Here is a 24,696-nt window from a genome sequence, read left to right as displayed (position 1 = left end):
CAAATTGAGCCCCTGTTAATTATTTTTTCGATCACGTTTGTAGCCATACCCATACCCGTAGCCGTAGCCATAACCAAAGCCATAACCGTCTGCTCCATTTCCCCTATTGGTCGATTTATTGAGCAGGAGTCCGATGATTTTTTCCGACCCAAGATGGCTGAGTGCCTCAACAACCTTCCCCTGTGGGGTCTGGGTTTCAGCCACCACAAAAACTATCTGCCCCATAAGACTGGCCAACACCCCCGCTTCCGTTGTGAAAAGGATGGGTGGCGAATCAAAAATAATCACTCGGTCCGGATAGCGCTGTGCCAACTCGGCCATCAACCGCTGCATCCCGGCACTGGCCAGCAACTCGGTGGAACGCTCGTGGGCGTGGCCCGCGGGCAATACGCGCAGATTGGGGATACTGGTGTGTAACAGCACATCTCTTATTTTGGTGCCGTTGTCCATTAGCAGATCAATAAGCCCGGGATAGTCATCGGGAATTCCCAGTAGTGCGGCAGCCGAAGCCTTGGCCACGTCCGCATCGACGAACAACACCGTTTTATCCTGCTCCATGGCGATACTGATTGCCAGGTTGAGCGCGGTAAAGGTCTTCCCTTCACCGGATTGTGCGCTGGTGACCATGATCAGGTTTGGATTATCGACAGTAGTAGCGCCCTTCCCGGCTATATTCATCAGCAGCGGCCGCTTGATAATCCGGTTTTCCTCGGCGATCCTGCTGCGCGGATCATCGGGCGTCACCATGCCGAGCAATTTGAGCCGGTCAAGCGGCAAGTCGATAATCTTCCCGTTTGGCTTTACCGCGGGCGATTCTTGTGGCTGCTCAAAAGTGGGGGCGGGACCATCGTCCTGCGGCTCCACCGGCGCGTGTCCGGACACCTGCGGATCCCGCGCGGGATCAAGCGGCCGATCGACATTATCCGCAAGCCCATCCTGCTTGCCCGCCTGCTCCGCATTCAGCTTCTCTATCGCTTTTTCGATAATGCTCATAAAATCCGGACCCCGAGACCTTGCATTTTCCCTAACAGATCAATCCCCAGGTCATGCATCAGATTGATCCCGACCAACAGGGTTCCCAGCAACAGTACCAGGGAGACGAACACGGCACTTGCGAGCCGCTGTTTCCGTTTTTGAGCATTGGAAAGAACGAATGCCACCGAGCCCAGTACCGGCAATCCCGTTATCCGATTGAGCGCACCGCGACTGTAGAACACCGGTCGAATAAGCGAACTCAATAACGCCAGACCGATACCCGCCATCAGGCTACCGATGAAAACCGCCCCATTCAGCAAAAGTTTGTTGGGCTCGGACGGCTTGAGCGGTACAAACGGCGGATCGATCACCCGGAATTTGATTTCCGACGCATCCTGCTCGGCCTTTTCCGAAAGATGTGCCGACTCGCGACGCTTTAACAGCGCCGCATGCTGTTGCGCAACCGCGTTATAATCACGATTCAACTGCTGCAGTTCAGCCTCGATCAGGGGAATCTGATCAACCTTCGCCTCCAGTTCCCGGGCCCGGTTGGCGTACTCATCGGCGCGCACCCTGAGTTCAGCAACCCGCGCCTCCGCTTCGGAAAGCATGGTGCGCATCTGCTGATAGACCGGGCTGGTCTGCAGTCCCCCCACCTGGAAGGCTGAGGGTTCCGTCTGGCGCGCTTCCAGCTCCTGTTTTCTCTCTGTTTCGAGTGTGGCCAGAATGGCCTTTATCTCGATCACATCCGGATGGCGATCAGTATACTTCAGCAACAGTTCGTCCAGGCGCGACTGCAAACCCTGGATACGTTGATCCACCGATGAAGGGATGCCGAAATCCTCGACCTCGCCCGGCAGAAACACCGGCTCCTCGCCAGCCAGCTGGCGTTTGATTTCAGCACGCCGGTTCTCAGCCTCCCGAAGATCCAACTGCGCGGTGCTCAGCTGGCCTTTGGCGATATCCAGGCGCTGATAGTAATCCCCCTGTTCACCGGGCATAGTGCCCACATAACGTCGCTTGAAGTCGGCCAATCTAGCTTCCGCCTCCGCCAGCCTGATTTCATATTCGGCAATCTGCTTGTCCAGGAACTCCTGGGCACCCGCGCTGTCCTTGCGCTTGTCACCCAAGGTGCTCTCGATAAAGATTGAGATCAGCGACTGCACCACCCGTTGGGCAACCAGTCGATCGGAATGGGTGTAAGAGATCGAATAGAGGGAGGCATTGGTACGCTGACCCTCCAATTCAATATTCTCACGCAACTCCGTTATCAGGCTCTCTTTATCCTGATCATTCCTGATCCTGAGGTCGAGATCGACCATGCGCATCAGTTTTTCCATGTTTGGCCTGCTGAGCAGCGTCTTGCTCAACAGGGTCACCCGCTGTTCCACATCCGGCTGGATTGCCAGTCCACGCAACAGCGGCCCAAGAATAGTGTTGCTGTCAACATGCAATCGGGCGGTGGCTTCATATTTATCCGGAAGCTGTGCCACGCCGATCCATCCGGCAATGGCGATACCCCATGCCGCCACCAACGCCACCCAGCGAAATCGCCAGACACCATGAAGATATTCTGTAGTCTGCTCAAGGAGTTCTCGCATATATCCCTACGCCCGTGATTGTTGAGGTTTAAACCTCAAGGTCCCTGCTGGTTTTATCTAAATATCTTTTTGCGATCTTTCGGCCAGTTTAAGAATTCGGACTGCCGGATGGATGAACGGCTTGTCAGACCGGGCCTCGGTTGACTAGCGACCGTGACCCGATCTGACTCAGGCACATACCAATCCGCCAGAAGGTCCGTATAGCCGGTCTAGAACCAGGCCTCGGGGATGATCATGATATCGCCGGGCATCAGTGCAAGATTTGCGGAGATATCACCGTCTTTTACCAGATCTTCCAGCCGGACGTTATACACCTGCTGCTCACCACCAACATTTCTTATCAGCACCGACTTGTTGCCGTCGGCAAATTCCGTCAAACCACCGACGTCAATCATCAGATCAAGCAGGGTCATGTGTTTTCTGAACGGCACCGAAAGCGGTTCCGCCGCCTCCCCCACAACCCGGACCTGTTGCGTGGGAATGCCGACAAACTCATCTACAATGACCGTGACAACGGCATTTTTCACATATTCGGAATAGGCCTTCTCAACGTCCCTGGCCAATTGGGTGGGTGTCTTGCCACTGGCCGGGATATCTTCCACCAGACGGGTCGTGATCTTGCCATCCGGACGCACGGGAACCGTCACCGTCAGCTCCTGATTTCCCCAGACGAAGATATTCAATTCGTCTCCAGGCCCGATGATGTAGTCGAAATCCTCTTCCACATTCAACTGATCACTGGTGACCTGAGGATATTTCGATGCACAACCGGCAAGCAGCAGAACCAGTAGTATTGAAAGACATTGGGTTAACAATCGACGAGATGGTAGTGATTTATTGATAGGCACGAGCATGTTCTCCCTTACGCTATTGTTGTATAACCGTTTATCCAGCACCTTGCCAAGACAAGAAATGACCTGATAGTCCCGTCACAGACTCACGCCGCTCCCCGGTTCCGATTACATTCCTATTCGCCACATCAACCGTCAGAACGATGGAAGATCGGCCGGGCTCCAGCCGGTATAGATTCACCCAAAACCTGAAGATAACAATCCAACCATCTGGGTTTGTTAATAAATCAGTGGTTTATATTACCCCACTGTTGTCCGTCGGGCCAACTATAAATAAACTGATCCTAACATGTGAACGGCAAAATCCAACACCATTCTCGTCACAGATCCAGGGTTCAGCGCTACAAACCAAGTTTAGTTCCTGTTTGCTCTTTAAAACAGTCGCTTATGCGTATAATTACCACCACGAACAAAAGGCTTACCGATTACCACGGCAGCGAGGCCCCGAACCAAGCGGCTCTGCACCGAACAAGGCTGGCCGTGACCGCAGTCGCACCTACGCTCAACCCTCGTTATCCCCTCCCTTGTCCCTGGCGACCCGCCGTTTCATGAACAGCCCCTCCCGCATCTTAGCGGACGGACGCCGGGCGTATATCAGAACCAGCAGCGCGGGCAGGAGCAGCAGGTCAAAGAGCAGCGCGGTGACCAGACCGATACTGGTCAGAAGCCCGAAATGTGTCGTCGGCACAAATTCCGAGAGCGTCAGCACGATGAATTGGGCGCTCAGGATTATCGTCGTGGTCATGACCGCCCTGCCCGCCTGCTTATAGGTCTTAACCAGGGCGGTGATCGGACTGATACCCCTGCGCACACGACTGATGAAACCGTGATAGACATGGATAGTGTCATCCACGGCGATGCCGACCGCGACACTGGCAATCATGGCGGTTGCCATATCCAGCCATAGACCAAACATCCCCATGATGATAAAAATCAACAGGATAGGAGACAGATTCGGTATCATGCAGAGCAGTGCACTGCCAATGGAACGCCACTGTATCAGCATCAGCAGGAATATCAGCCCCAACGCCCCAATCAGACTCTTCACCTGCCCCTCTATCAGCAGATCCTCCTGATCCGCAAACAGCCGGCCGAACCCCGCTATCTCCCATTCGACGCCATTTGCGGGATGATCGCCGAGATAGGTCCTGATTCGCCCCATCAGCTCGGAAAGCGCATTGGCACCGTGCACATTCACATTAAGGCTCACATGGGCGATGCGATACTCTTGATCGACAAAATCAAACAGATCCTCCCCGTCATAGACCAGCAGATACTGGCTGATCAACTCAATGTTATCCGGAATGCGCCGGTACTCGGGATCCTCCGCATTGAAGCCCCAGTGCATCTCCTCGACGAAATCGGCCATGGAGATACTCTTATCCACCTCGGGTTGCGCCTCCGCCCAGCGCTGAAACGCCCGCATGGCATTCAGCACCCTGGGCTGCTTCAACCCGCCCCGCTGTTTTGCCGTGAAGACAATATCCAGGGAGGCGGTGCCAACCAGCTTCTCCTCGATGTGTTGCGTGGCCTGGCGAAGCGGATGGTGAGGATAGAAAAACTCCTGGAGATTGGTCTCCACAACAATATTGCCGAGCTGGGGCAACAGTAGCCCAAACCCCACACCGATCACACCGACCACATAGAGCGGATAGCGGACACCGATACGGAACAGTCTGCCGACCAGTCGGTCCAGGCCGGCCAGCCCCGATTTCCGGCTGGGCCAGGGCGCATAGTCAAACCGGGCAAAGATATTTGGCACCAGGTGGATCACCACAAAATAGATCAGCGCCACCCCGGCGGCCGAGATCAGCCCGAACACCTTGATCGGCGGGATCGGACTCAGGCCGAGTGAGGAGAGGCCGGCGACCGTGGTCAGGGCGGTGTACAGCGCGGGCCGCCGCACTTCGTTGAGTGCACTGCGTACCCGGCGCGGTCCGGTCAATCCACGTTTCGAGGCATAGTGAAGGGCGTTGAACAGATGCACCAGCGCAGCCACCGTCAAGGCCGACAGCAGCGGCGGAATAATACTGGAAATCAGGTTGAACGGTTGATTGAAAACCACATAAAACGCCACGGTGGAGCTGACCACTACCCCGATGACCACGCCGGCCACTATCACCGCAAGCCAGCGATGGAATAGCCACCATATCAGGAACAGGCCGATCAGCGTGGTGGCGGGTATGAAGATCATGTTATCCCGCAACATCGATCTCATCTGCGCCACATCGGTGGTGATCTGCCCGGCCATACTGGTCAGATAGCCAGCCAGCCTGGCCTTGCGGACCTGCTCGAGAATGGCGTCCTCCAGGGCCAACCGTTCGAGGCTCGAATCGATCGCGACAGGTATCACCAGCATCGCAACCGCGCTGCCGTCCGCTGCCACCAGGGCGTTTCTGGCAAAGCGGTCGGAGAGTACCCGCTCCAACCGCTGTGGCGGCCTGGTTTTCTCCAGATCCCGGACACTGAGCAGCGGCTCAACCAGAAAGCCCTCGTCGGTCCCGTGGATATGATCCTGCGTGGTCATATTCACCACGTCATCAATCAGCGGATGGGCAGCCAGCGCCTCGGCCAGGTCTTTGAATGCCCGGGCGAATCCGTCCGAATAGAGCGCCACTCCTTCGAACAGCAGCAGGACGACCTGATCGCTGGGAAAATGGCGCCGCAGTTCATCATCAATAATCACCGAAGGCGCATCCGCCGGCAGGTAGACCCTCGGGGCGTTGTTGATGTTGAGATTCAACAGCAGCCCATTGGGCAGTACCGTGAATAAAAACAGGAACAGCACACTGAAGTAGTATTTCCAGGGCAGATGCAGAAAAATATACTTCAACTGCACGTCCGCTTCGGTGGTGAGCGAGAACTCGATCGACTCCTCGCCATCGACCAGGGTAGAGCAGGAATTCATGATGGCCACCAGACGGTCACCATCACTCTTCAGCAAGGTCACTTTGGCCCGGGGATATTCCCTGGCGCTGCGGGGCACCTGCCCGGCTTCGGAAAAGTGCTCCCGCAGCCGCTCCTTGTGACGGTCAACCACCAGGTCGAGAACCGGTACAGCTTCAAGTTCACTGAAAGATCGATAGCCCAGGAGCCTGAGAAAGGCCGGATTGGCATAGACAAACATGCCATCATGTTGAATCGCTATCGGTTTGCGATCGTGATCATAGCGGGCGTATAGGGTGGTGTCAGCTTGCATGCGAAGTCAGATGTGAGACCAGGTCATTGGAATACACTCCTGCAATATTGATTCAAATTCGGCACGACCTCTGCACAAATCTACCTTATTACCCATCTAATTCAGCCATCATCAGGAACAACCTTAGCCGCGAATAAACGCAAGTGAACACGAATAAGCCCGTTCCTCGGGGTAGGAAGCCGGTGAGGCACGAACCGCATCAAACCCTACCGCGAACGATGCGGTTCGCAAGCTCACCGGTATCCTACGTTACCGGCAAGCACCGTGGTCTGGATGAAGCGGCCATTCCCCCAACAGGATTAACCGCGTTATTTGCGTTTATTCGCGTTCATTCGCGGCTTTATAAACGGTATCTGACTTTAGCAGTAGTCTGATGGGTAATCAGGCAAATTCATAAAATCTTGGGGTCAGAACTTTGCTCGCCACCCGACGGCGAGCAGTGAATTATCCTGATGGAAGGCGCCGGGCGTACCGGCGGAACCCTCAAAGTAGTGCGCCTCCAGATACACCTCCTGGGAGTCCCAGCCGGTGTAGGCAATTTCGGGATTGAGATAGAGATCATGGGTATCCAGCCCCTTATAGAATCGCGCCTTCACCCGCCATTGATCACGGGCAAAGGGGACCTCTAACGAGCCGCCAAACAGGTAGACCTCGGTCCGGTCTATGACAGCCGGCGCATCGAGATGGTTGATGCCGGTCAACTGCAGATTGACCCGGGCATCGCCATCCCCCGGAAAGAACTCCACGCCGGCACCCCAGTTCAGGCTCCTGACCGTATCGAAGGAGCCGTCGGTGCGGGTAACCGGGGCATCACTCAGCCAGCCGGCCTCAAGACGCCAGATCGCCCCCAGCGCCTCCACACCGAGATCGCCGCCGAGCAACCAACTGCGCGGGTATCTTGCCTCGAGCACCCCACGGGAACTGTTGAAGCTGAAATAGGGGATCGATTGCCGGACCTTCTGCACGGTCAGGGCGTAGTCCAACCCCTCCCCCGTGCCGCTATAACGAATACCGAAACCACCATCCGAATCCGCCGCCTTGACATCCACCGGGGCACTCTGGATCAGTGCCGCACTGGCCGGCGTGGATTTCAAACCAAAAATCTGGCCCGATTCCCGGTCAACCGGGAACCAGACACTGTCGACCCCCGGTAACTCCGCTTCCCTGAAATAGGGTAGAAAGACCACGTCCAGTTTGTTCTCGCCGAAGAAGTGTTCATAGCGGATCGCCGGCGAGGCCCGCTTGCGATCGGCCAGATCATCCAGGATATAGCGGGTCAGGTCGTGGGTACTGAGTCGATCGGTAGGGGGAAATTCATCAATCCGCCCCCAGACTATTTTCTGCGCCCCGGCGGTCAGCCTGAAGTTATCCGCACGATAACGGATGAAGGTCTCGCCATAATCAAGCGTGGCATGTTCCCAATCCCGGCTGCCGTGCTGGAAATAGCCGTCCAGCCGGACGGAGGCCTGCAGGTCCCAGCGACCGGCGGGACTCCAGAGCGCCGTCGCCTGGCCATGCAGATAGCCCTGGCCATTGGCATTCGAGGCCGAACGGTTGAACACCCCGTATTCGGCCCGCAACTCATCCAGCTTGAGGGAGAGATCGCTGTCCCCGGCAATAGCCTGGTCACTCTCCGGGATGGGCGTCTGCTCTTCCGACTCAAGCAGAATCCCGTCACTCCCCGACTCTTCAATGATCAAAAGCTCTTCCGACGGTACGGCAGGCCGACCTTGATCAATCGCCGGCTCCTCTTCAATGATCAAAAGCTCCTCATCCGGCGCATGTTCCGCGGCCGACGTGGCCAGTGGCGACAGTGCAATACAGAGCCAGGCCAACAGCGTGGTGCTGTCGAATTTATTATTGATGTGTGCCATACGGCTAGGTTCCCCTGTTCAAGATGACTGCCCCGGTTTAGGGCTCGCGCAAGAATAATTCCGCAGTACCGAGGGCGTCACTGGGCCATGTCGGCAAGGCACGCTTTGCAGGCAATGGCCGCTCCCGGCCATCCATGGCCTCCGCGGCATAAGTCCATCCATGGACAAAGCCGTTCCCTTGGCAAAAAGCGTAACGCCGCCGACGGGGTCCAGTGGCGACCGAATACCGGAACTTATTTTTGCGCGAGCCCTTAGGGGCGGTAGGCCTTTTCATTGGTATCGTCGGTAAGATCACGTTGGGTGAAGAGCCGATCGGGCAGACCCTGGTCGTACTTGATCTTTTCGGTCAGCAGCTGGGTACGGTGCCCGGAGTTCAGATCATACATGGTACTCTCCAGGATGCTCCAGTAGCCCTGGATTTTCTTGATTCTTCTGGCGGAGAGCATTTTGCTCGGTTTCTCCCTGCCCCGCTCGAACAGTTCCACTTTCAACGGGATCAGAATCTTGCGGTAGATACAGCTGACCCGTTTTGAATAGACCGAGTTATCCGGATCCCTGGGGGTACTGACCAGGATCTCGCAGGGCACCTTTCCCACGCTGCCCTTACCCTGTAGGTAGTGATGATCCATGTCGACTTCCCTGTCGAGCAGGTCTTCATAAAAAAAGTCGGAACCGACGAAGCGGCCGCCTTTTCGTGAAGATGAAATTCGCCGGACCTTTTTCAGAGCCGGCAGATAGAGCCATTGATCACTCGCATCCCCGGGGTGATCCTGGGTCAGCAGCCCGGTTCCCGCGATATCATCCGGCTGAATGAAGCGCATCAGGGTCCAGCGCTCTCCGGCGCCCTTCTCCTTCGCGTAGCTGTAGAGCACCCGCCGTCTGGATTGACTCTCCTTTCCCTGAAGTGTCATCACCACGAGGGCACTTAAATCATTGCCATTGGGTCGATCGTAAACCGCCTGGGCCAACGCCGCCCCCTCAGCATTGCTCAAGGGTTCACTCCCAAGAACGGCAACAGGCGAAATCAGCAAACAGGCTGCAATCATCCGTCGGGCTATGCCTTTTGTGACCATGGTTCCGCTTCTGCCTTGACGAGAACCGACCGGCTCTCTTAATAATCCATATCTGAAACATTCTATAACTACTTGAATGTATTGCAAGTTGATTTATTTAACTGCCATTTTTTCATCAGGCATCCCACGCCTGATCCGGGACACACTCTCTCCAGCCACATTAGGCAAGTCGGTGAACCCATTTCAGAAAATAGGTATCTCGTTGATTATGCAGGCATTAATCCTAAGGCGCCGAGAAAGGTATCGCAGTTCGTGAACAACCAAAACCATCCGTACCGGGACCACACGTCAGCCGAAGGTCAACGGGGATACACGTCATCCAGCCACCCAACCACTCCCCGGGCCTTTTCAACCGGTTGTAAAAATCATTTATAGTTTAGCCACGGATGGCGGCAACACCCTGAAAGTTTTAGCCAGACCAACTTGAAACCTGACTCATTCCGCTACGCCCTACACCTGTCGATTTTTTTTACACAGTACACCGGGCTCACAAACAACTACTCTCCAAGCCATTGTTAATATTTACAATAAATCTGGTGGCTTGGTATTTGCATTACTATTGACAGCTGGCGCGGCCGCCTAATACAGGCAGAGGTGGGGGAATGTTTACGACTTCGGTGCTTAAAGTCAGGTTAAAAACTTGCCATGCCTTAACCGCATAACTGGTTGCCTGGTGTCGCTAACCACCGGTTATTTGGGAGATTATATAATCGTGCGCGAATACCCTACTCCGAGACATTGAAACCCATAAGGAACTATTTGATTCTATTGGATATTTTTACACTTATTCCGCGAACATTTTCCAAGCGCTGAATAAGTGCTACCTTCTACAACATGAGGGACAATCCTGAGCCCAGCTCAGGAACAGGCTCGAGAAGCAACTCGATTTGAAGCTCAGATAACCATAGAGTAACAAGTAATGTCGAAGAATCGAGAGACAAACAAGGAATCAAAGTTGGATAGTCCGATTGAGAAAGGCATCTCATCGAGTCGCAGGCAATTTACCAAGGCGAGCCTGCTCGCCTCCCCTGTATTGATGTCGGTGGTATCGCGCCCCGTGTTCGGTGTGGGTTGCCTCTCGAATATGCTCTCCGGCAACCTGTCCGATCCGAATCGTGGCGAATGTAATCTGGGGCTGAACCCGGAGTACTGGCTGGAGAACCCGGGGGCTTGGCCCATTGCGGCCGGTTTCACACCGGAGGGCACCCCACCCAGTTCCTGCAGTGACTGTATCAACGGTAACGGCAATGGCAATGGCAACTGGAAATGCGAGGGAGGGGCTCTGTTCAACGATTACTTCCTCTCCGGGCCGCAGGACGCGCTCAACCGCTCGATGTACGAAATACTCTGCACCGACGGGAGCAGTGACGAGTTCCTGATCATTACCGCCCTGTTGAATGCCATGACTGACTCCAACTACGTCCTGAGCGTGGAACAGGTAATGACGCTCTGGGCCGATCCGACGTTGGGCGGTCAAATCGCCGACTTCCAGTCGTTCCTGAACAGCACCTGGGCCTGACGGTCTGTCGCACGATTTTGTCTGGCCGCGAGTGCCGGATAAGGCTCAAGTCAGCCGGGATCCCGGTTGCGCGGATTATTGGCGATAAAGCGCTGTACTTCCCCCGGCAGCTCCCCCTCATCTTCCCCGGTCAGCGCCTTCCTCACCAGATGGGGGATGAGCAGTTTCAGCGGCATGCGCAGATAGTGCGAACGCACATAGAGCGCCCAGCGCGCCAGTCCGGTGCCCCACATCCCGCAACTTGCATGATCCGGTCGCAAGGCGCGGAGAAACAGACTGTCCATGGTCGAATCGAGCAAGCTCCCCGGAAGCCGGTCACGCATCCACAATGTCACATCATCGGGAATGTCCACTGCCAACAGGAGCTGGACATAACGTAACCCATAAATCAGTGGACGCACCAAGTCCATCTCCTGCGCCCGGTCACACAGCGCCGGCCAGAAGCCGGCTCGCCCCGCAAAGTGCCGCAGCAGCTCGGCGATATCCACCAGATCCCGCAGCCCATGCTCCAGTTCGCCATCATGGAACAGGTGCGTTGCGCTGTGCAGGATCAGGTCCAGGTCACACAACCAGTAGAGATCCCCCTGCCCCCCATCGTTGGTTGCCTGCGCCAGGAGTTTTTGCGGGTCGGGCTTGAGTCTCGCCGTCAGCGGCAGGATTGAGTGGTGAATATCCAGCACCGTCTGGCGCTTGATATGTCTCATCGGGGGGATTTCGTGCATCCAGGTACGATAGTAGCGTTGATCGTATGCGCTGCCAGGGGTTGTACGCCACCCCCACGTCAACAGTCGCTTCTCTACATCCTCGACCGCCGACCTGGGCACCAGGATATCGATATCATGAAACAGCCGCCCGCGGCTGATCGGCAGATCCGCCATGACATAGGCGGCCCCCTTGAGCAGGACAATAGGGATGGCGAGGCTGTACAGCGCCTCCTGCAGCTGCGAGATCTCCCAGCGGACCGCCAGTACGCTCCGCTGGGTGATCAGGTTCGCGGCCCTCAGGTGATGGGCCGGCCCTTCCGGTATGCCGTCCCCCAGCACCCGGTCCTGTAACACCTGGTGAAGATGGGCAAGCAGGTTTGCCGCCTTTGCCTGGCGCATCAGGAGATCCCATTCGGCCGCGGAGAACCGGGTTATCCTTTCCGGTGACACCAGGACCTGTACGATAAGTGGCTCAGCCATGATCAGGCGGGGACCTCCGAATCAGCAACCAGCCGTTCCATGATCGGCAACGCCTCCTCCAGTTGCGAATACTCCAGCGAGAAGACCGGACAGCCGTTGATCAGTGATGTTGCCGACTCAAATCCGACCTTACCCAGGATATGGGTGTTGAACGCGTTCTCCTGTATCTCCAGTAGCGCGCTGTTCTTGGCTTTCTCGGTCAGACGGGTACGGCTGTCCGCTTGGTATTTAGGGAACACGATCGCATGCGGCCGGCTGGTTGCCCTGGCCAGCCGGATGCTCGTTTCCGATGGCTTCAGGTGCGCCACCGTTCCCTTCGCCGTATCTTCCGCCGCCGGCCCGATTTCCGCCGTAGCCGAGAAATCCCGAATAATCCCTATCGATTCATTTTTCAGGCTGACGGGCCTCGGCACCGGGGTGATCTCCCGTGTTGCCGGATCCAGCAGTACCATCTCATCCGACAACAGGCGCCAGCCACGCAGCGCCATGGCCGCACAGAGCGTACTCTTACCGGAGCCCGGCACGCCCGGCATGATGACCCCGCGGCCCGCTTTCTCGAGCACCGCGGCGTGGATAATCAGATAGCGATGCGCGGTGGTGGCGATGCACCAGTTGAGACCCCACTCGAACATGGCGAAGGCATGGATATAGGGCAGCGGCTTGAACGGGGCATATTCATCCAGCAGAAAATGTACCTGGGGTTTTACCCAGCGCCGCAGACCGCCGGCGTTTTTCAGCGTGATATGAAAATCAAAGAACCGCGCCGATTCCGTGGTCTCGTACCCGGCGTAAAAAAAGGTTACGTGTCGCAGGAGATCGGGAATAGTGGAGTGCAAATTGATCCAGAAAGGCCCGATCTGTATCGGTAACCCCTTCCCGGTCAATAGGCCGGCCATGTCGCGCTGGCTGAGATCGGCTACTTTCACAGCGAGTCTGAGATAACCAGGCCCAGGGAGCGGAAGGTAAGCAGCGAGAGGTGGACGGCATCCGCCAACTCGCCGTTGGCGTCAATCTCAAAGTAATCGGCGGCGGATCGCATCAGCTCGGAGGGAGTCTGGCGTTCCAGCTGCAGCCGCTTGAGCAGAAACTCACCCAGAGGATTCAGCATCAGGGTATCGCCGGACCCCTGATGAAAAAGTACCGCCTCCTCCTCATCTGGCCAGATGCTCCAGCAAAACTGTTCCGGGGCATTGGCAAACCATCTCCTCTCCATTTTTTCGGCTCGGTCCATCCCACTCATAGCGCTGATCACTATCACCTGTTACCTGTAATATCAAGTAGTTATATACAAACAGGAGCAGCTGTTAGCATACCCGGTTTTTATCGTTCTGTCCCGTCGATCGGCTATCCCGGCAGGGCCACGCCATCTAAACATGCAACTACTTGTGAGCGTGGATCTGGCTGTTTGACCGACAAACTCCTGGGCAGCCTTACGCTCGCTGCCTATGATTACGCTTAGACAGCCGGTCGATTACCTGTTCAGTGTATTATGGTCACAATCATTTAGTGCAATCGACGCTCGCGTCTGTCTTCCGGGTCACAAAGGGGAGCGAGATGAATACACTCTTGGCAAACATTGGAACGGTCGCGGGAATAATCGGTATTCTGGTCTGCCTGATAGCGGGGCTGGCCAGACTCGGGGGGTTCTATTACCTGGCCGGTTTCGAATCGATGACCCTGCTCAATACAGGGGTCGCCCTCATGGTGCTGGCTATCCTGATGAAGGTGGAGCTGATCTACCGGAAATCGAATTCAGCACCATAACCTAGGAGCCTGTCGGGTTTAACACTGACCTACTGCGGAAAAGCCGAATTTGGCCATATTTCCCGATCTTTCTCGTTAAATAAGCCCACTATTCGCCTCGAAAGATCGAAAAATCTGGCTCATTCAATCGCCGGGAGCGATTGACGTGCCAACCCCGAAGGGGTGAAGCACAGGGATGTGCGGAACAAATCGGCTTTCCCTCGCTACGGCCGGTCAAACCCGACAGGCTCCTAGCGGAAATCGGATCACTGGAAACCTTCCGGATTGGCGCGCTGCCATCGCCAGCTGTCCCGGCACATCTGCTCCAGTCCGCGTTCCGCACGCCAGCCGAGCTCGACCGACGCCCGCGCCGGGTCGGCATAGCAGGCAGCGATATCCCCGGGCCGGCGATCACCAATCCGGTAGGGCACCGGCCGGCCGCTTGCCTGCTCAAATGCCCGCACCACCTCCAGCACCGAGTAACCACGACCGGTTCCGAGATTATGGGTGATCACCCCGGGGTGCCCGGCCAGTTTATCCAGCGCCGCGAGATGCCCCCGGGCAAGATCGACCACGTGAATATAGTCCCGCACCCCGGTACCATCGGCGGTCGGATAATCGCCGCCAAAAATCGACAACCGTTCCAGCCGGCCCGCTGCCACCTGTGAGATACAGGGCATCAGGTTATTCGGGATACCGCCCGGGTCTTCCCCGATCAGGCCGCTCTCATGGGCACCCACCGGGTTGAAATAGCGCAGGATGGAGATATCCCAGGCATCATCGGCAGCATGGAGATCCCGCAGCATCTCCTCGATCATCAACTTTGACCGACCGTAGGGATTGGATGCCGACAGGGCGAAATCCTCGGGGATGGGCAGGGAGTCCGGATCACCATAGACCGTCGCAGAGGAGCTGAACACCAGGCGCTTTATACCCGCCGCCGCCATCGATTCCAGTAGCGTCAGGCTGCCGGTGATATTGTTCTGGTAATAGGCCAGCGGCAATTTGACGGACTCTCCAACCGCCTTCAGGCCGGCAAAATGGATCACGGCATCGATCCCCTCCCGGGAGAAGAGCCGGGTCAGTGTCTCCCGGTCCCGGATATCCCCCTCGACAAAAGAGACGCGCCGACCGGTGATGGCGGCTACCCGGTCCAGGGAGATCCGGCTGCTGTTGCAGAGGTTATCGATAACCACCACCTGATGGCCGGCCTCCAGGAGCTCCACACAGGTGTGAGATCCGATGTAACCGGCACCGCCGGTAACCAGTACTTTCATTGGATTATCCTGACTTCCATTGAGCACTTATTGAGATGGGCTATTCTGCAACAGGGTGGTGTGGTTTGACACCTGGGATCACCGTAGCCTGGATGCAGCCGCCACTCTCAAACGGAAACAACCACATGAACAGCGCGGCGCAATCCGGGAACCAGGCCGCCCCCGCCACAATCCCGGATTCCGCCCGCGAAGAGCGCAGATGTCTCAAATCCCATGCGGCGGGCTACATCCAGGCTACCAATCTGTGTGACTCGTCTATTCTGCAACAGCGAAGTGTGATTTAACAGCCTCGCGGCAGCACGAAGCGGAGCGGGTGAATGATATGGGGCGTGGCGATCCGACGGATACGCCGCACGACTTGACATGGCCGTGGATTTTTCTCGGTTGCAATAGCGCCTCCGCGGGGTATCATCGGTTGTTTTTGCAGGTACGGGATCAACCCCGGTGACTACCGCTATGCTCCGTCTCCTCAATCTGCCCGACGGCAAACGGATCGCCTACCATAAGCTGGAGGGGACGGGACCCGGCGTGCTCTTCCTTGGCGGGTTCAAATCGGACATGACCGGCACCAAGGCGGTCACCCTGGAGCAGTGGTGCCGGGAACAGGGACGCGCCTTTATCCGTTTCGACTATTCCGGACATGGCCAGTCCAGCGGCGATTTTGAAACCGGGACCATCGGCGAGTGGCTGGCTGACACCCTGACGGTTATCGACCGGCTGACCGAAGGGCCGCAGATCATCGTCGGCTCCAGCATGGGCGGCTGGCTCGCGCTGCTGGCCACCATCGCCCGGCCGCAACGGGTACACGCCCTGATCACCCTCGCCTGCGCCACCGATTTCACCCGGCGGCTGCTGCTGGCTATGTTCACGGAAGAGCAGAAACAGCAATTGAGCGACGAGGGACGCGTGTTGATCCCCTGCGACTATGATGATCAACAGCCCTATCCCATCACCCGAAAACTGATCGAAGAGGGAGAGAACCACTGCCTGCTGGACAGGCCCATCCCCATCCACTGCCCGGTGCGGATGTTTCACGGCATGCGGGACCCGGATGTAGCCTGGGCGTTCAGCCGCCAGACCTGCGAACGGTTGGAGAGCGGAGACGCCACCCTCACCCTGATCAAACAGGGGGATCACCGGCTCTCCGAGGCGGCCGATCTGCGCCTGATCCTCAACTCCCTGGAACAGCTTTGATGGCTGCCGGCGCCACAACCCGGGCCGTCGGTCGGATTTGGTAGCGCATGACCCGGCAAGCCAAAGCCTACCTCTACGGGGGCAGCGCCGTGTTGCTCTGGTCCACGGTGGCCACCGCCTTCAAACTGTCGCTGCGCCACCTGGAACCGATACAGCTGCTGTTTTACGCCAGCATCGCCTCGTTGCTGGTACTGCTCGTGGTGTTGCTATGGCAGGGCCATTTACGGCTGCTGCTGCAGACCTCGCGCCGCGACCTGCTACTGTGCGCCACGCTGGGCCTGCTCAATCCCTGCCTCTACTACTGGGTGCTGTTCAAGGCCTATGACCTGCTGCCGGCCCAGGAGGCACAGCCGCTCAACTACACCTGGGCCATCACCCTCTCCATCCTGGCGGTCCCCCTGCTCAAGCAGCATCTGCGCCGGCTCGACCTGCTGGCCATCGGCATCAGTTATTTCGGTATCCTGGTGATCGCCACCCACGGCGCCCCCCTGGAACTCCGCTTCAGCAACGGTTACGGGGTCCTGCTGGCCCTTGGCAGCACCCTGATCTGGTCGCTGTTCTGGATCTTCAACACCCGCGGCCGCATGGAACCGGTGGTCGGGCTGTTCCTCAATTTCCTGTTCGCCATTCCGGTGATTGCCCTGATTACCTGGCTTACCGCCGGGTTCGGGTTTGACTCGATAAAGGGACTGTACGGTGCGGCCTATGTGGGCCTGTTCGAGATGGGTATCACCTTTGTACTCTGGCTAAAGGCGTTGCGCCTGACCGAGAGCACCGCCAAGGTGGCCAATCTGATCTTCCTCTCGCCGATCCTCTCGCTGTTCCTGATTCATTTCATCGTCGGCGAAGAGATCCACTGGTCCAGCGGTGCCGGGCTGTTGCTGATTATTGCCGGTAATGTGCTGCAACAACTGGGCAAACCACCTGCCCCGCCCCGGGATGAAGAGCAGCCGGCACGTGAAACCGCCTGAAAATGGTTGCCTTTGCCGGCCGGCACGAATTATTCTCGCAGGGATGCAAAACAGGTCCCGCAATAACCCGGCACACAGAACCCTTCCCTATGAGTGATAAATACTACATAACCGCCCAACAGCTGCTGACCGATTCCTTCCGCCTGGGACTGGAGATCCTGCAAAGCGGCTTCCGGCCCGACTTTATCGTCGGCGTCTGGCGCGGCGGTACGCCGGTCGGTATCGCGGTACAGGAGATCCTGGACTACTTTGGTGTACCATCGGATCATATCGCCATCCGCACCTCCTCCTACACCGGCATCGGCGAGCGCAACAAGGAGGTACGGGTACACGGCCTCGGCTACCTGATACGCAACATGGACTGGGACAGCTCCCTGCTGATCGTCGATGATGTATTCGACTCCGGCCTGAGCCTGCAGGCGATCCTGGACTCCCTGCGGGAGAAGAGCCGGCGCAACATGCCGGAACAGATCCGCATCGCCACCCCCTGGTACAAACCGGGCAACAACCGGACCGCGCTGACGCCCGATTACTATATCCATGAGACGGATCAGTGGCTGGTGTTTCCCCATGAGATGAAGGGCCTGGACCAGCAGGAGATACTGGCCAACAAACCGGAGATGGAAGTGCTGTTTCGCAGCAAGGGGCTGATTGAGTAGATTTCCTCTGCGGAACTTGCCGGATCATCAACCAGCTGATGGATGCGAATACGGATCTCCGGGCGGGATGCGAGATCACCGTCATCGCGGATCAGTTGCCGTGGTGTCATGGAGTGCAGTATGGTTATTAAGGGCTCGCGCAAAAATAAGTTCCTGTATTCGGTCGCCACTGAACCCCGCCGCCAGCGTTACGCTTTTTGCCAAGGGAACAGGTTTGTCCATGGATGGACTTATGCCGCGGAGGCCATGGATGGCCGGGAGCGGCCATTGCCTGCAAAGCGTGCCTTGCCGGCGTGGCCCAGTGACGCCCTCGGTACTACGGAATTATTCTTGCGCGGGCCCTAAGTTGTATGAACAATGGTCGATAAGTTAATTTCAACTACATAACAAAAACATAAAAACACGAGGCTCTACTCGATGGCGAAGACAAAAATTGTCACCACGGATGATATCCTGATCATGCTCTGCAAGTCGGTCACTTCGGTACTCACCACCGCCACGCACAACGAGATCAACTACTCGGCCATGGTACAGAAGATCAACCGCACCTGCCTGAAACCGGACATCGGCTGTTTTGTCCTGTTCGATGGCGGCTTCTCCGGACTGGTGGTGATCAATTTTACCGCCGCCGCCGCCCTCGAACTCTATCAGGCTTACCTCTCGAACATGGGCATCCCGCGCGAGGAGCTGGCGGTCAGCCACACCTCGGATGAGGTCGGCAACGTGCTGGGCGAACTGATGAACCAGATGATCGGCGATTTCATCAGCAATGTGGGCAAACAGTTGCTGACCCCGATCAATCAGAATCAGCCCAAGATGCTGACCATCAACAAGGAAGTACTGCTCTCCATCAACACCAATCTGGACCGGCCGCAGGCGCGTCGGGTCACCTTCACCACCCAGCGCAACAATATTTTTTATCTTGAGCTTGCCATGGATAAAACCGAGTTTATCCAGCTGCATGAATTCGAGCAGCAGGGCGATTTTGATCCCGACGACATCCTGGAAGGCGAGGCGAATAAAAGGGCGGCCGCGGCGCAAGCTACCTCCGGCGATGACCGCAGTGATTCCGACAGCCTGCTGGACGAACTGGGTATCTAGCCTCGAACAGCGGTGCCGCCGAGCGGTACCGGCACCGTAGCCCGGATGAAGCCGCTGGCACCGAAACAGGAATTACCCCATGCGCTCATCGCGGCGTAATCCGGGGAGCAAAGCAGACGTTGTGCGTTGCCCGGATTCCGCCCGCCCGGAGTTTTGTATCACAGGGTATTCGTGGGGTGGGCTTCATCCAGGCTACGAACTACAGAATTATTCTCGCGCGGTAACTACTCCCCCCTATCCACACCACGGAGACACAGAGAAACCACAAGATTCTCCCGTGTCTCCCATCCTGTGGTCTGTAAGCGGTGTATTCCAGGATCGAGGGGGGGTCGGCTCCAATTACCCGCCACGCTATGTTGTTCAGTTAACCTCTGTGTCCTCTGTGCCTCCGTGGTGCACTGGAGGGGCTTTAATGGACACCTTGGGTGAGTAGTTACCTTGCGCGAGCCTAAATAGTGGCCGCCAGTTCATTGGCTCTCGCCAGCAGGAACTCCAGGTAGGCAAGCCGTTTGACTGAAACATCGATCTTTTCCCGCAGATCCTCGCCGGGGTCATCGATTATATAGAGCAGGTCCTCGTGAAAAAACACCTCGAAGCTGTCCAGGTAACGGACCTCCTTGTTTTTATCCAGCACCAGATTATCCAGACCGTATAGATCTATCACCTTCTGCTGTTCATACCGGATCTCCTTGGCTGTCTGAATGAACAGCCCAAGTTGCAGCCTCGCCTTGTGCAGCTTAGCCAGCAGTGGGATAGCGTCATCGGCGATGGCCGGATTGGCCAGATTGAACCAGGGGGTAAAAGCCTGTGCCAGGACCAGCATATTCTCCTCGCCATCGATGCGGGTGCGCACAAAAATGGCCTCGGGGATAATATCGTGCAGCTTTTTTTTCAGCATCCCATAGTCACGCCGATAGATCATCACTTCGAGGGAATGACAGGTCAGGGTGTGGCGTTTTATCACCATATCGAAGGCGCGATTCTTCTCCCGCTCAAAGTGATATCCGGCCGTTTGCCACACGTCACAGTGGGCCCCCTGGGTAGAAATCAGGGTGACCCGCAGGTTCTCGGTATCAAGACAGCCGATCTCGGCTGGAATACGTGCATCTTCTTTCGCCATCGACTACCGCCCTTGATAGGGAATACCGCTTAAACAGTATCACAAATAGAATTAATAGTATTACCTATCTTGTTGAATATTTTAGTATATTTTTCACGATCATTAATACACGAATAGTTGATCCTGAGAAAATGGTCGAACTGTCCCCGGGTCCCGAACAGCGACCCCGGGGTGGCGTTGATCCCCTGCTGCATCAACTCGCTATAGAGCCGGGTCGAATTGACCGCCGCCGGCAACTCGACCCAGCAGTGGAATCCGCCAAGCGGCATATTTACATGGGTCGGATCGGGGAAAAAGCGGTTAATCGCCTCCAGGGCGAAATCCCGTCGCTCCCGGTAGCAGCGAGTGACCGTCCTGATATGCCGGCCGAAACGGCTGCCGGAGAGAAACTCCGCGGCGGCGGCCTGGATCTGACCGCGACAGGCCATGGTCGTCACATATTTTCGATAACAGAGCGGTTCGCTGTAACGCCCGGCGGCAACCCAACCCAGCCTGAGATCGGAATCCAGGCTTTTCGACAAGGATGAACAGAGCAACACCCGCCCCTGGGTATCCCAGGAGCGCACCGTTCGCGGCCGTCCCTTCTCATAACTCAGGTCGCCGAAGACGTCGTCCTCGATTATTGGCAGATCATAGCGCTCGGCCAGCGACAACAGCCGTCGCGCCGCGTTTTCGGGCATCACGTGCCCCTGCGGGTTGCTGAACAGCGGGTTGACCAGGATCACCCGTATCGGCCAGCGCTCCAACGCCTTGGACAGCAGCTCCAGATTGATGCCGTGCAGCGGGTCGGAGGGAATTTCCAGGATTCGCATCCCCAGCACCTCCAGGCACTGCAGGGTGCCATAGAAGCCGGGCGACTCGATCGCCACGATATCGCCCGCGGCGGCCACGGTCTGCAGCGCCAGGCTCAGAGCCTCCTGACAGCCGTTGGTGATGACAATCTCCTCCGCGTCGACCACCGTCCCCGATCGCGCCATGTGGCGCACCAATTGCCGACGCAGTCCCGCGTGGCCGGGCGGTACCTCATACTGGGTGAGTCGCACCTCCTCCCGGCGGGCAATCCGCTGCTGGCGATTGTAGATTCGCCGAAAGGACTGGAGCGCCGGGAATTCCCCACTCGGATGGGCGCTGCCGAGCGGCGCCAGCAGGCTGGAACCGGCGGAACGCACCACCGAAAATGCCAGGTGATCCCGCCCCGGGGTCGACGGCATCAGTTCATCGATGGCAGTGGCCGGCTCGGTTCTGGCAGTGGAGCAGAGGACATAAAAACCGGACCGGTCCCGGGGCGCGATCAGCCCCAGCTCGGCCAGCCGGTCATAGGCCTGGATCACCGTGTTACGGCTGACCGAGCGCTGCAGCGCCAGCTCGCGGATCGACGGCAGTGTCTGCCCCGGTCTGAGCACACCCGTCTCGATCTGATGCGCCAGCTGGGTCATGAGACGCCGGTAGAGGTACATCGGCCCCCCCGGGGCGGGAATTAATCAGACTTTCAGGATAGGTACAAATAATTTAATACGCAAATTATTTATCTTGCGGCGAATCTGTACCCGCTGTTTTTGGCCCTATCTGCCCCTATAACCACCGCTCCAGGCCCTATATATTCATGCCTGACTTAAGGGCCGCTAAAAAAATAAACTATCCCATCTCGCTTCGCTCTCGGCCTGCTCACGGCGTTGTGCAAAGGGTTACATAGGCCCGCTATGCGCCCCTTTGCACGCCTTGTGAGCAAACCGATAGCTGTGCGATCTTGGAATACTTTAATTTTTACCGCGACCCTAACCTGGAAGCCGACTATGCCCTCACCCCAACTGCTGCGCTGGATCCCCATTCTGTTTGTCCTGTTGTGGGCAACCGGGTTTATCGGCGCCAAGTACGCGCTGCCCTTTGCCGAGCCCTTCACCCTGCTCGCCATCCGCATGTACATCACCCTGGGGGTGTTCCTGGTCCTGATCCGCCTCTACCGGCCGCAATGGCCCACGCGCCAGGGGGCGCTGCACTCCATGCTGGTGGGATCGCTGGTCCACGCTGCCTACCTCGGCGGTGTGTTTGCCGCGATCAACGCCGGCATGGCGGCCGGGCTGACCTCGCTGCTGGTGGGGCTGCAGCCGATACTGACCGCCCTGATCGCCTGGCTCTGGATGGGGGCCCGTATCAGCGGCAAACAGCTCACCGGACTGCTGCTGGGCATCCTCGGTGTGGCCATGGTACTGCTGCTGGGAAAGGCCAACAGTCATGCCCTGCAGTTCAGTTACCTCTCCCTGCTGTTTGCCCTGATGGCGTTGTTCGGTATCACCTTCGGCACCCTGTTGCAGAAGCGTTACTGTGCCAAGATCGATCTCCTGACCGGCACCTTTTATCAGTATCTGGCCAACGCCCTCATCATGAGCCTGCTGGCACTGCTGTTTGAAACCCGGGAGATCGACTGGCAACCGCAGTTCGTCGCCGCACTGCTATGGCTGGTTTTCGGCCTTTCGCTCAGCGCCATCTTGCTGCTGATGCTGATGATTCGGGAGGGCGAGGCCACCAAGGTGGCGGCCTATTTCTACCTGACGCCCCCGGTGACGGCCCTGATCGCCTGGATCCTGTTTGATGAACGGCTTACCGTCTGGGGTATCGCCGGGATCAGCCTGACCGCCTACGGGGTCTTTCTGGTGATCCGCAATCCCGCCAGGGTTCTTGAACGGAGCTGAGGGCCCGCGAATCCGCCCGGGTGTGGACCAAGGGGATAAAGTCGGCCAGGGTCGTGTTCATTTGCCTTCATTGTGGTACGCATCCCCCACTGTCTCAGGGATAGATCTCCGGCACGAAGGTCTGGTCCGACATCGGCGGACGCACATAACCCAGACTCTCCTTGCGTTCCGGCAGGACGATCTCCCGCGGCGTCAGGTCCTCATAAGGGATCATGCTCAGCAGATGGGCAATACAGTTGAGCCGGGCATGCTTCTTGATATCGGACTTGACCACGTACCAGGGCGCCTGCTTGATGTCGGTATGGGCGAACATCATATCCTTGGCCCGGGAATACTCTACCCAGCGGGAGCGTGACTCCAGATCCATCGGGCTCAGTTTCCAACGTTTGTGCGGCTCTTCCAGACGGCTCTGGAAACGCCGCTCCTGCTCCTCGTCCGATACCGAGAACCAGTACTTGATCAGGATGATGCCGGAACGCACCAGCATGCGCTCGAACTCGGGGCAGGAGCGGAGAAATTCGCTGTACTCCTCGTTATCGCAGTATCCCATCACCCGCTCGACACCCGCGCGGTTGTACCAACTGCGATCGAGCAACACCATCTCGCCGCCGGCGGGTAGATGGGTGACATAACGCTGAAAATACCACTGGGTGGTCTCCCGCTCGGTCGGTGCCGGCAGTGCCACCACCCGGCAGATACGCGGATTGAGGTGTTGGGTGATGCGCTTGATCACGCCGCCCTTTCCGGCCGCGTCGCGGCCCTCGAAGATGACCACAACCTTGAGTTTCTCCTGGGCGATCCAGGCCTGCAGCTTCACCAGTTCCAACTGCAGCCGGAACAGCTCCTCCTCATACACCGAGTTCTTGATTTTCAGGATCGGCGCGTCGGCCACTTCATCCAGTGACTCTTCAACGTAGGGATTCCGCTCCTCACCGCGCCCACCCTGGTTGTTCGATTTCTTTTTGTTGCCCATAACGCCTCATCTCCCGATCGAGCTTGCATGATGCCCCGAACCGGACCGCCACAACAACCGTTAATGGCCGGGGTTTGCGCGAAGGGCTCGCGCAAGAATAATTTCGTAGTACCGTGGGCGTCACTGGGCCACGCCGGCAAGGCACGCTTTGCAGGCTATGGCCGCTCCCTTGCCAAAAAGCGTAACGCCGATGGAGGGGTTCAGTGGCGACCGAATACCGGAACTTATTTTTGCGCGAGCCCTAAATCAACCCGTGCCGGCAAATTACCTCACTCATCCACCCGCCCCCGCAGCGCCTTGATCCTGCCCCGTTTATCCTTGCTCTCCAGGCGCCTTTTCTGCGAACTGCGGGTGGGCCGGGTCGGTTTACGCGGTTTCTGTATCCGGGTCGCCGCCAGGATCAGCTCCCTGAGACGCGACAGCGCCTCCTCGCGGTTTTTCTCCTGGCTGCGGAAACGCTGTGCCTTGATGATCACCACCCCCTCCTTGGAGATGCGCTGATCCTTGAAGTGTAGCAACCGCTCCTTGTAGAAGGGTGGCAGGGAGGAGGCCTTGATATCGAAACGCAGATGGACGGCGGTGGAGACCTTGTTCACGTTCTGGCCGCCCGCGCCCTGGGCACGGATGGCGCTGATCTCGACCTCGTTCTCGGAGATGGTTACGCTATTGATGATATGCAGCATGGGATCAGT

21 protein-coding genes are annotated in these 24,696 nt (G+C 57.3%); 7 read left to right on the top strand and 14 right to left on the bottom strand.

Annotated features, from left to right (window positions below):
• Positions 1–15: 15 nt before the first annotated feature.
• The 6 genes from O9K64_RS12730 to O9K64_RS12705 all read right to left on the bottom strand — a co-directional run bounded on the left by O9K64_RS12730 (position 16) and on the right by O9K64_RS12705 (position 9,492).
• A complete protein-coding gene (locus O9K64_RS12730) occupies positions 16–993 on the bottom strand; it encodes an XrtA-associated tyrosine autokinase (protein ID WP_275098456.1) in 978 nt (325 codons plus the stop codon).
• Positions 990–2,576, bottom strand: a complete 1,587-nt coding sequence (locus O9K64_RS12725) for an XrtA system polysaccharide chain length determinant (RefSeq protein WP_275098455.1) — start codon at positions 2,574–2,576, stop codon at positions 990–992. Before O9K64_RS12725 ends, O9K64_RS12730 begins: the two co-directional genes overlap by 4 nt.
• A gap of 209 nt (positions 2,577–2,785) precedes the next feature.
• Entirely contained in the window at positions 2,786–3,430 is a 645-nt protein-coding gene (locus O9K64_RS12720; RefSeq protein ID WP_420493170.1) for an XrtA/PEP-CTERM system exopolysaccharide export protein, read from the bottom strand.
• Positions 3,431–3,929: 499 nt separating this feature from the next.
• Positions 3,930–6,626, bottom strand: a complete 2,697-nt coding sequence (locus O9K64_RS12715; protein ID WP_275098453.1) for an MMPL family transporter — start codon at positions 6,624–6,626, stop codon at positions 3,930–3,932.
• Between the two features lie 407 nt (positions 6,627–7,033).
• Positions 7,034–8,500, bottom strand: a complete 1,467-nt coding sequence (locus O9K64_RS12710) for a hypothetical protein (RefSeq protein WP_275098451.1) — start codon at positions 8,498–8,500, stop codon at positions 7,034–7,036.
• Positions 8,501–8,751: 251 nt separating this feature from the next.
• Positions 8,752–9,492, bottom strand: coding sequence for an outer membrane lipoprotein-sorting protein (locus tag O9K64_RS12705; RefSeq protein WP_275098450.1), 741 nt, complete (start codon positions 9,490–9,492; stop codon positions 8,752–8,754).
• 1,036 nt (positions 9,493–10,528) lie between these two features.
• Here O9K64_RS12705 and O9K64_RS12700 point away from each other — a divergent pair.
• Positions 10,529–11,092, top strand: coding sequence for a hypothetical protein (locus O9K64_RS12700; protein WP_275098449.1), 564 nt, complete (start codon positions 10,529–10,531; stop codon positions 11,090–11,092).
• Positions 11,093–11,142: 50 nt separating this feature from the next.
• Here the strand turns inward: O9K64_RS12700 and O9K64_RS12695 are convergent, their stop codons facing one another.
• From O9K64_RS12695 to O9K64_RS12685, 3 genes are read right to left on the bottom strand one after another with little or no spacing between them, the layout of a single operon-like run.
• Complete coding sequence (locus O9K64_RS12695; protein WP_275098448.1) at positions 11,143–12,276, bottom strand: nucleotidyltransferase family protein; 1,134 nt, start codon at positions 12,274–12,276, stop codon at positions 11,143–11,145.
• Positions 12,277–12,278: 2 nt separating this feature from the next.
• Entirely contained in the window at positions 12,279–13,202 is a 924-nt protein-coding gene (locus tag O9K64_RS12690; RefSeq protein ID WP_275098447.1) for an HprK-related kinase A, read from the bottom strand.
• Positions 13,199–13,489 carry an HPr-rel-A system PqqD family peptide chaperone gene (locus O9K64_RS12685; RefSeq protein WP_275098446.1) on the bottom strand — a complete coding sequence of 97 codons (291 nt, stop codon included), beginning with the start codon at positions 13,487–13,489 and terminating at the stop codon, positions 13,199–13,201. The genes O9K64_RS12690 and O9K64_RS12685 overlap by 4 nt, the downstream gene beginning before the upstream one ends.
• 341 nt (positions 13,490–13,830) lie before the next feature.
• Between O9K64_RS12685 and O9K64_RS12680 the strand changes: the two genes are divergently transcribed.
• On the top strand, positions 13,831–14,040 hold the full coding sequence (locus O9K64_RS12680) for a hypothetical protein (RefSeq protein WP_275098445.1): 210 nt from the start codon (positions 13,831–13,833) through the stop codon (positions 14,038–14,040).
• Between the two features lie 245 nt (positions 14,041–14,285).
• Here the strand turns inward: O9K64_RS12680 and galE are convergent, their stop codons facing one another.
• Positions 14,286–15,296 (bottom strand): UDP-glucose 4-epimerase GalE, encoded by a 1,011-nt coding sequence (gene galE, locus O9K64_RS12675; RefSeq protein WP_275098444.1) that lies wholly within the window; start codon positions 15,294–15,296, stop codon positions 14,286–14,288.
• Between the two features lie 456 nt (positions 15,297–15,752).
• Here galE and O9K64_RS12670 point away from each other — a divergent pair, with 456 nt between their 5' ends.
• From O9K64_RS12670 to O9K64_RS12655, 4 genes are all read left to right on the top strand, one after another.
• A complete protein-coding gene (locus O9K64_RS12670; protein WP_275098443.1) occupies positions 15,753–16,490 on the top strand; it encodes an alpha/beta hydrolase in 738 nt (245 codons plus the stop codon).
• A 47-nt stretch (positions 16,491–16,537) separates the two neighbouring features.
• On the top strand, positions 16,538–17,461 hold the full coding sequence (locus O9K64_RS12665; protein WP_275098442.1) for a DMT family transporter: 924 nt from the start codon (positions 16,538–16,540) through the stop codon (positions 17,459–17,461).
• Between the two features lie 89 nt (positions 17,462–17,550).
• A complete protein-coding gene (locus O9K64_RS12660; protein ID WP_275098441.1) occupies positions 17,551–18,120 on the top strand; it encodes a phosphoribosyltransferase in 570 nt (189 codons plus the stop codon).
• Positions 18,121–18,537: 417 nt separating this feature from the next.
• Positions 18,538–19,221: a DUF3334 family protein gene (locus O9K64_RS12655; RefSeq protein WP_275098439.1), complete on the top strand. Its 684-nt coding sequence runs from the start codon at positions 18,538–18,540 to the stop codon at positions 19,219–19,221.
• Positions 19,222–19,669: 448 nt separating this feature from the next.
• Here the strand turns inward: O9K64_RS12655 and O9K64_RS12650 are convergent, their stop codons facing one another.
• Positions 19,670–20,341: a hypothetical protein gene (locus O9K64_RS12650; protein ID WP_275098438.1), complete on the bottom strand. Its 672-nt coding sequence runs from the start codon at positions 20,339–20,341 to the stop codon at positions 19,670–19,672.
• Between the two features lie 29 nt (positions 20,342–20,370).
• Positions 20,371–21,798 carry a PLP-dependent aminotransferase family protein gene (locus O9K64_RS12645; RefSeq protein WP_275098437.1) on the bottom strand — a complete coding sequence of 476 codons (1,428 nt, stop codon included), beginning with the start codon at positions 21,796–21,798 and terminating at the stop codon, positions 20,371–20,373.
• Between the two features lie 336 nt (positions 21,799–22,134).
• On the opposite strand from O9K64_RS12645, the gene O9K64_RS12640 reads away from it, so the two are divergent.
• Positions 22,135–23,031 carry a DMT family transporter gene (locus O9K64_RS12640; RefSeq protein WP_275098436.1) on the top strand — a complete coding sequence of 299 codons (897 nt, stop codon included), beginning with the start codon at positions 22,135–22,137 and terminating at the stop codon, positions 23,029–23,031.
• A gap of 94 nt (positions 23,032–23,125) precedes the next feature.
• Here O9K64_RS12640 and ppk2 read toward each other — a convergent pair whose 3' ends face one another.
• On the bottom strand, positions 23,126–24,004 hold the full coding sequence (gene ppk2, locus O9K64_RS12635; RefSeq protein ID WP_275098435.1) for a polyphosphate kinase 2: 879 nt from the start codon (positions 24,002–24,004) through the stop codon (positions 23,126–23,128).
• Between the two features lie 269 nt (positions 24,005–24,273).
• Positions 24,274–24,687 carry an alternative ribosome rescue aminoacyl-tRNA hydrolase ArfB gene (gene arfB, locus O9K64_RS12630; protein ID WP_275098434.1) on the bottom strand — a complete coding sequence of 138 codons (414 nt, stop codon included), beginning with the start codon at positions 24,685–24,687 and terminating at the stop codon, positions 24,274–24,276.
• Between the last annotated feature and the right edge of the window lie 9 nt (positions 24,688–24,696).

Origin of the sequence: Sedimenticola hydrogenitrophicus (genome assembly GCF_029017505.1) — a bacterium.
Lineage (GTDB): Bacteria > Pseudomonadota > Gammaproteobacteria > Chromatiales > Chromatiaceae > Sedimenticola > Sedimenticola hydrogenitrophicus_A.
Note: the sequence above shows the minus strand (reverse complement) of the source record. Positions and strands in the feature narration are given on the sequence as shown.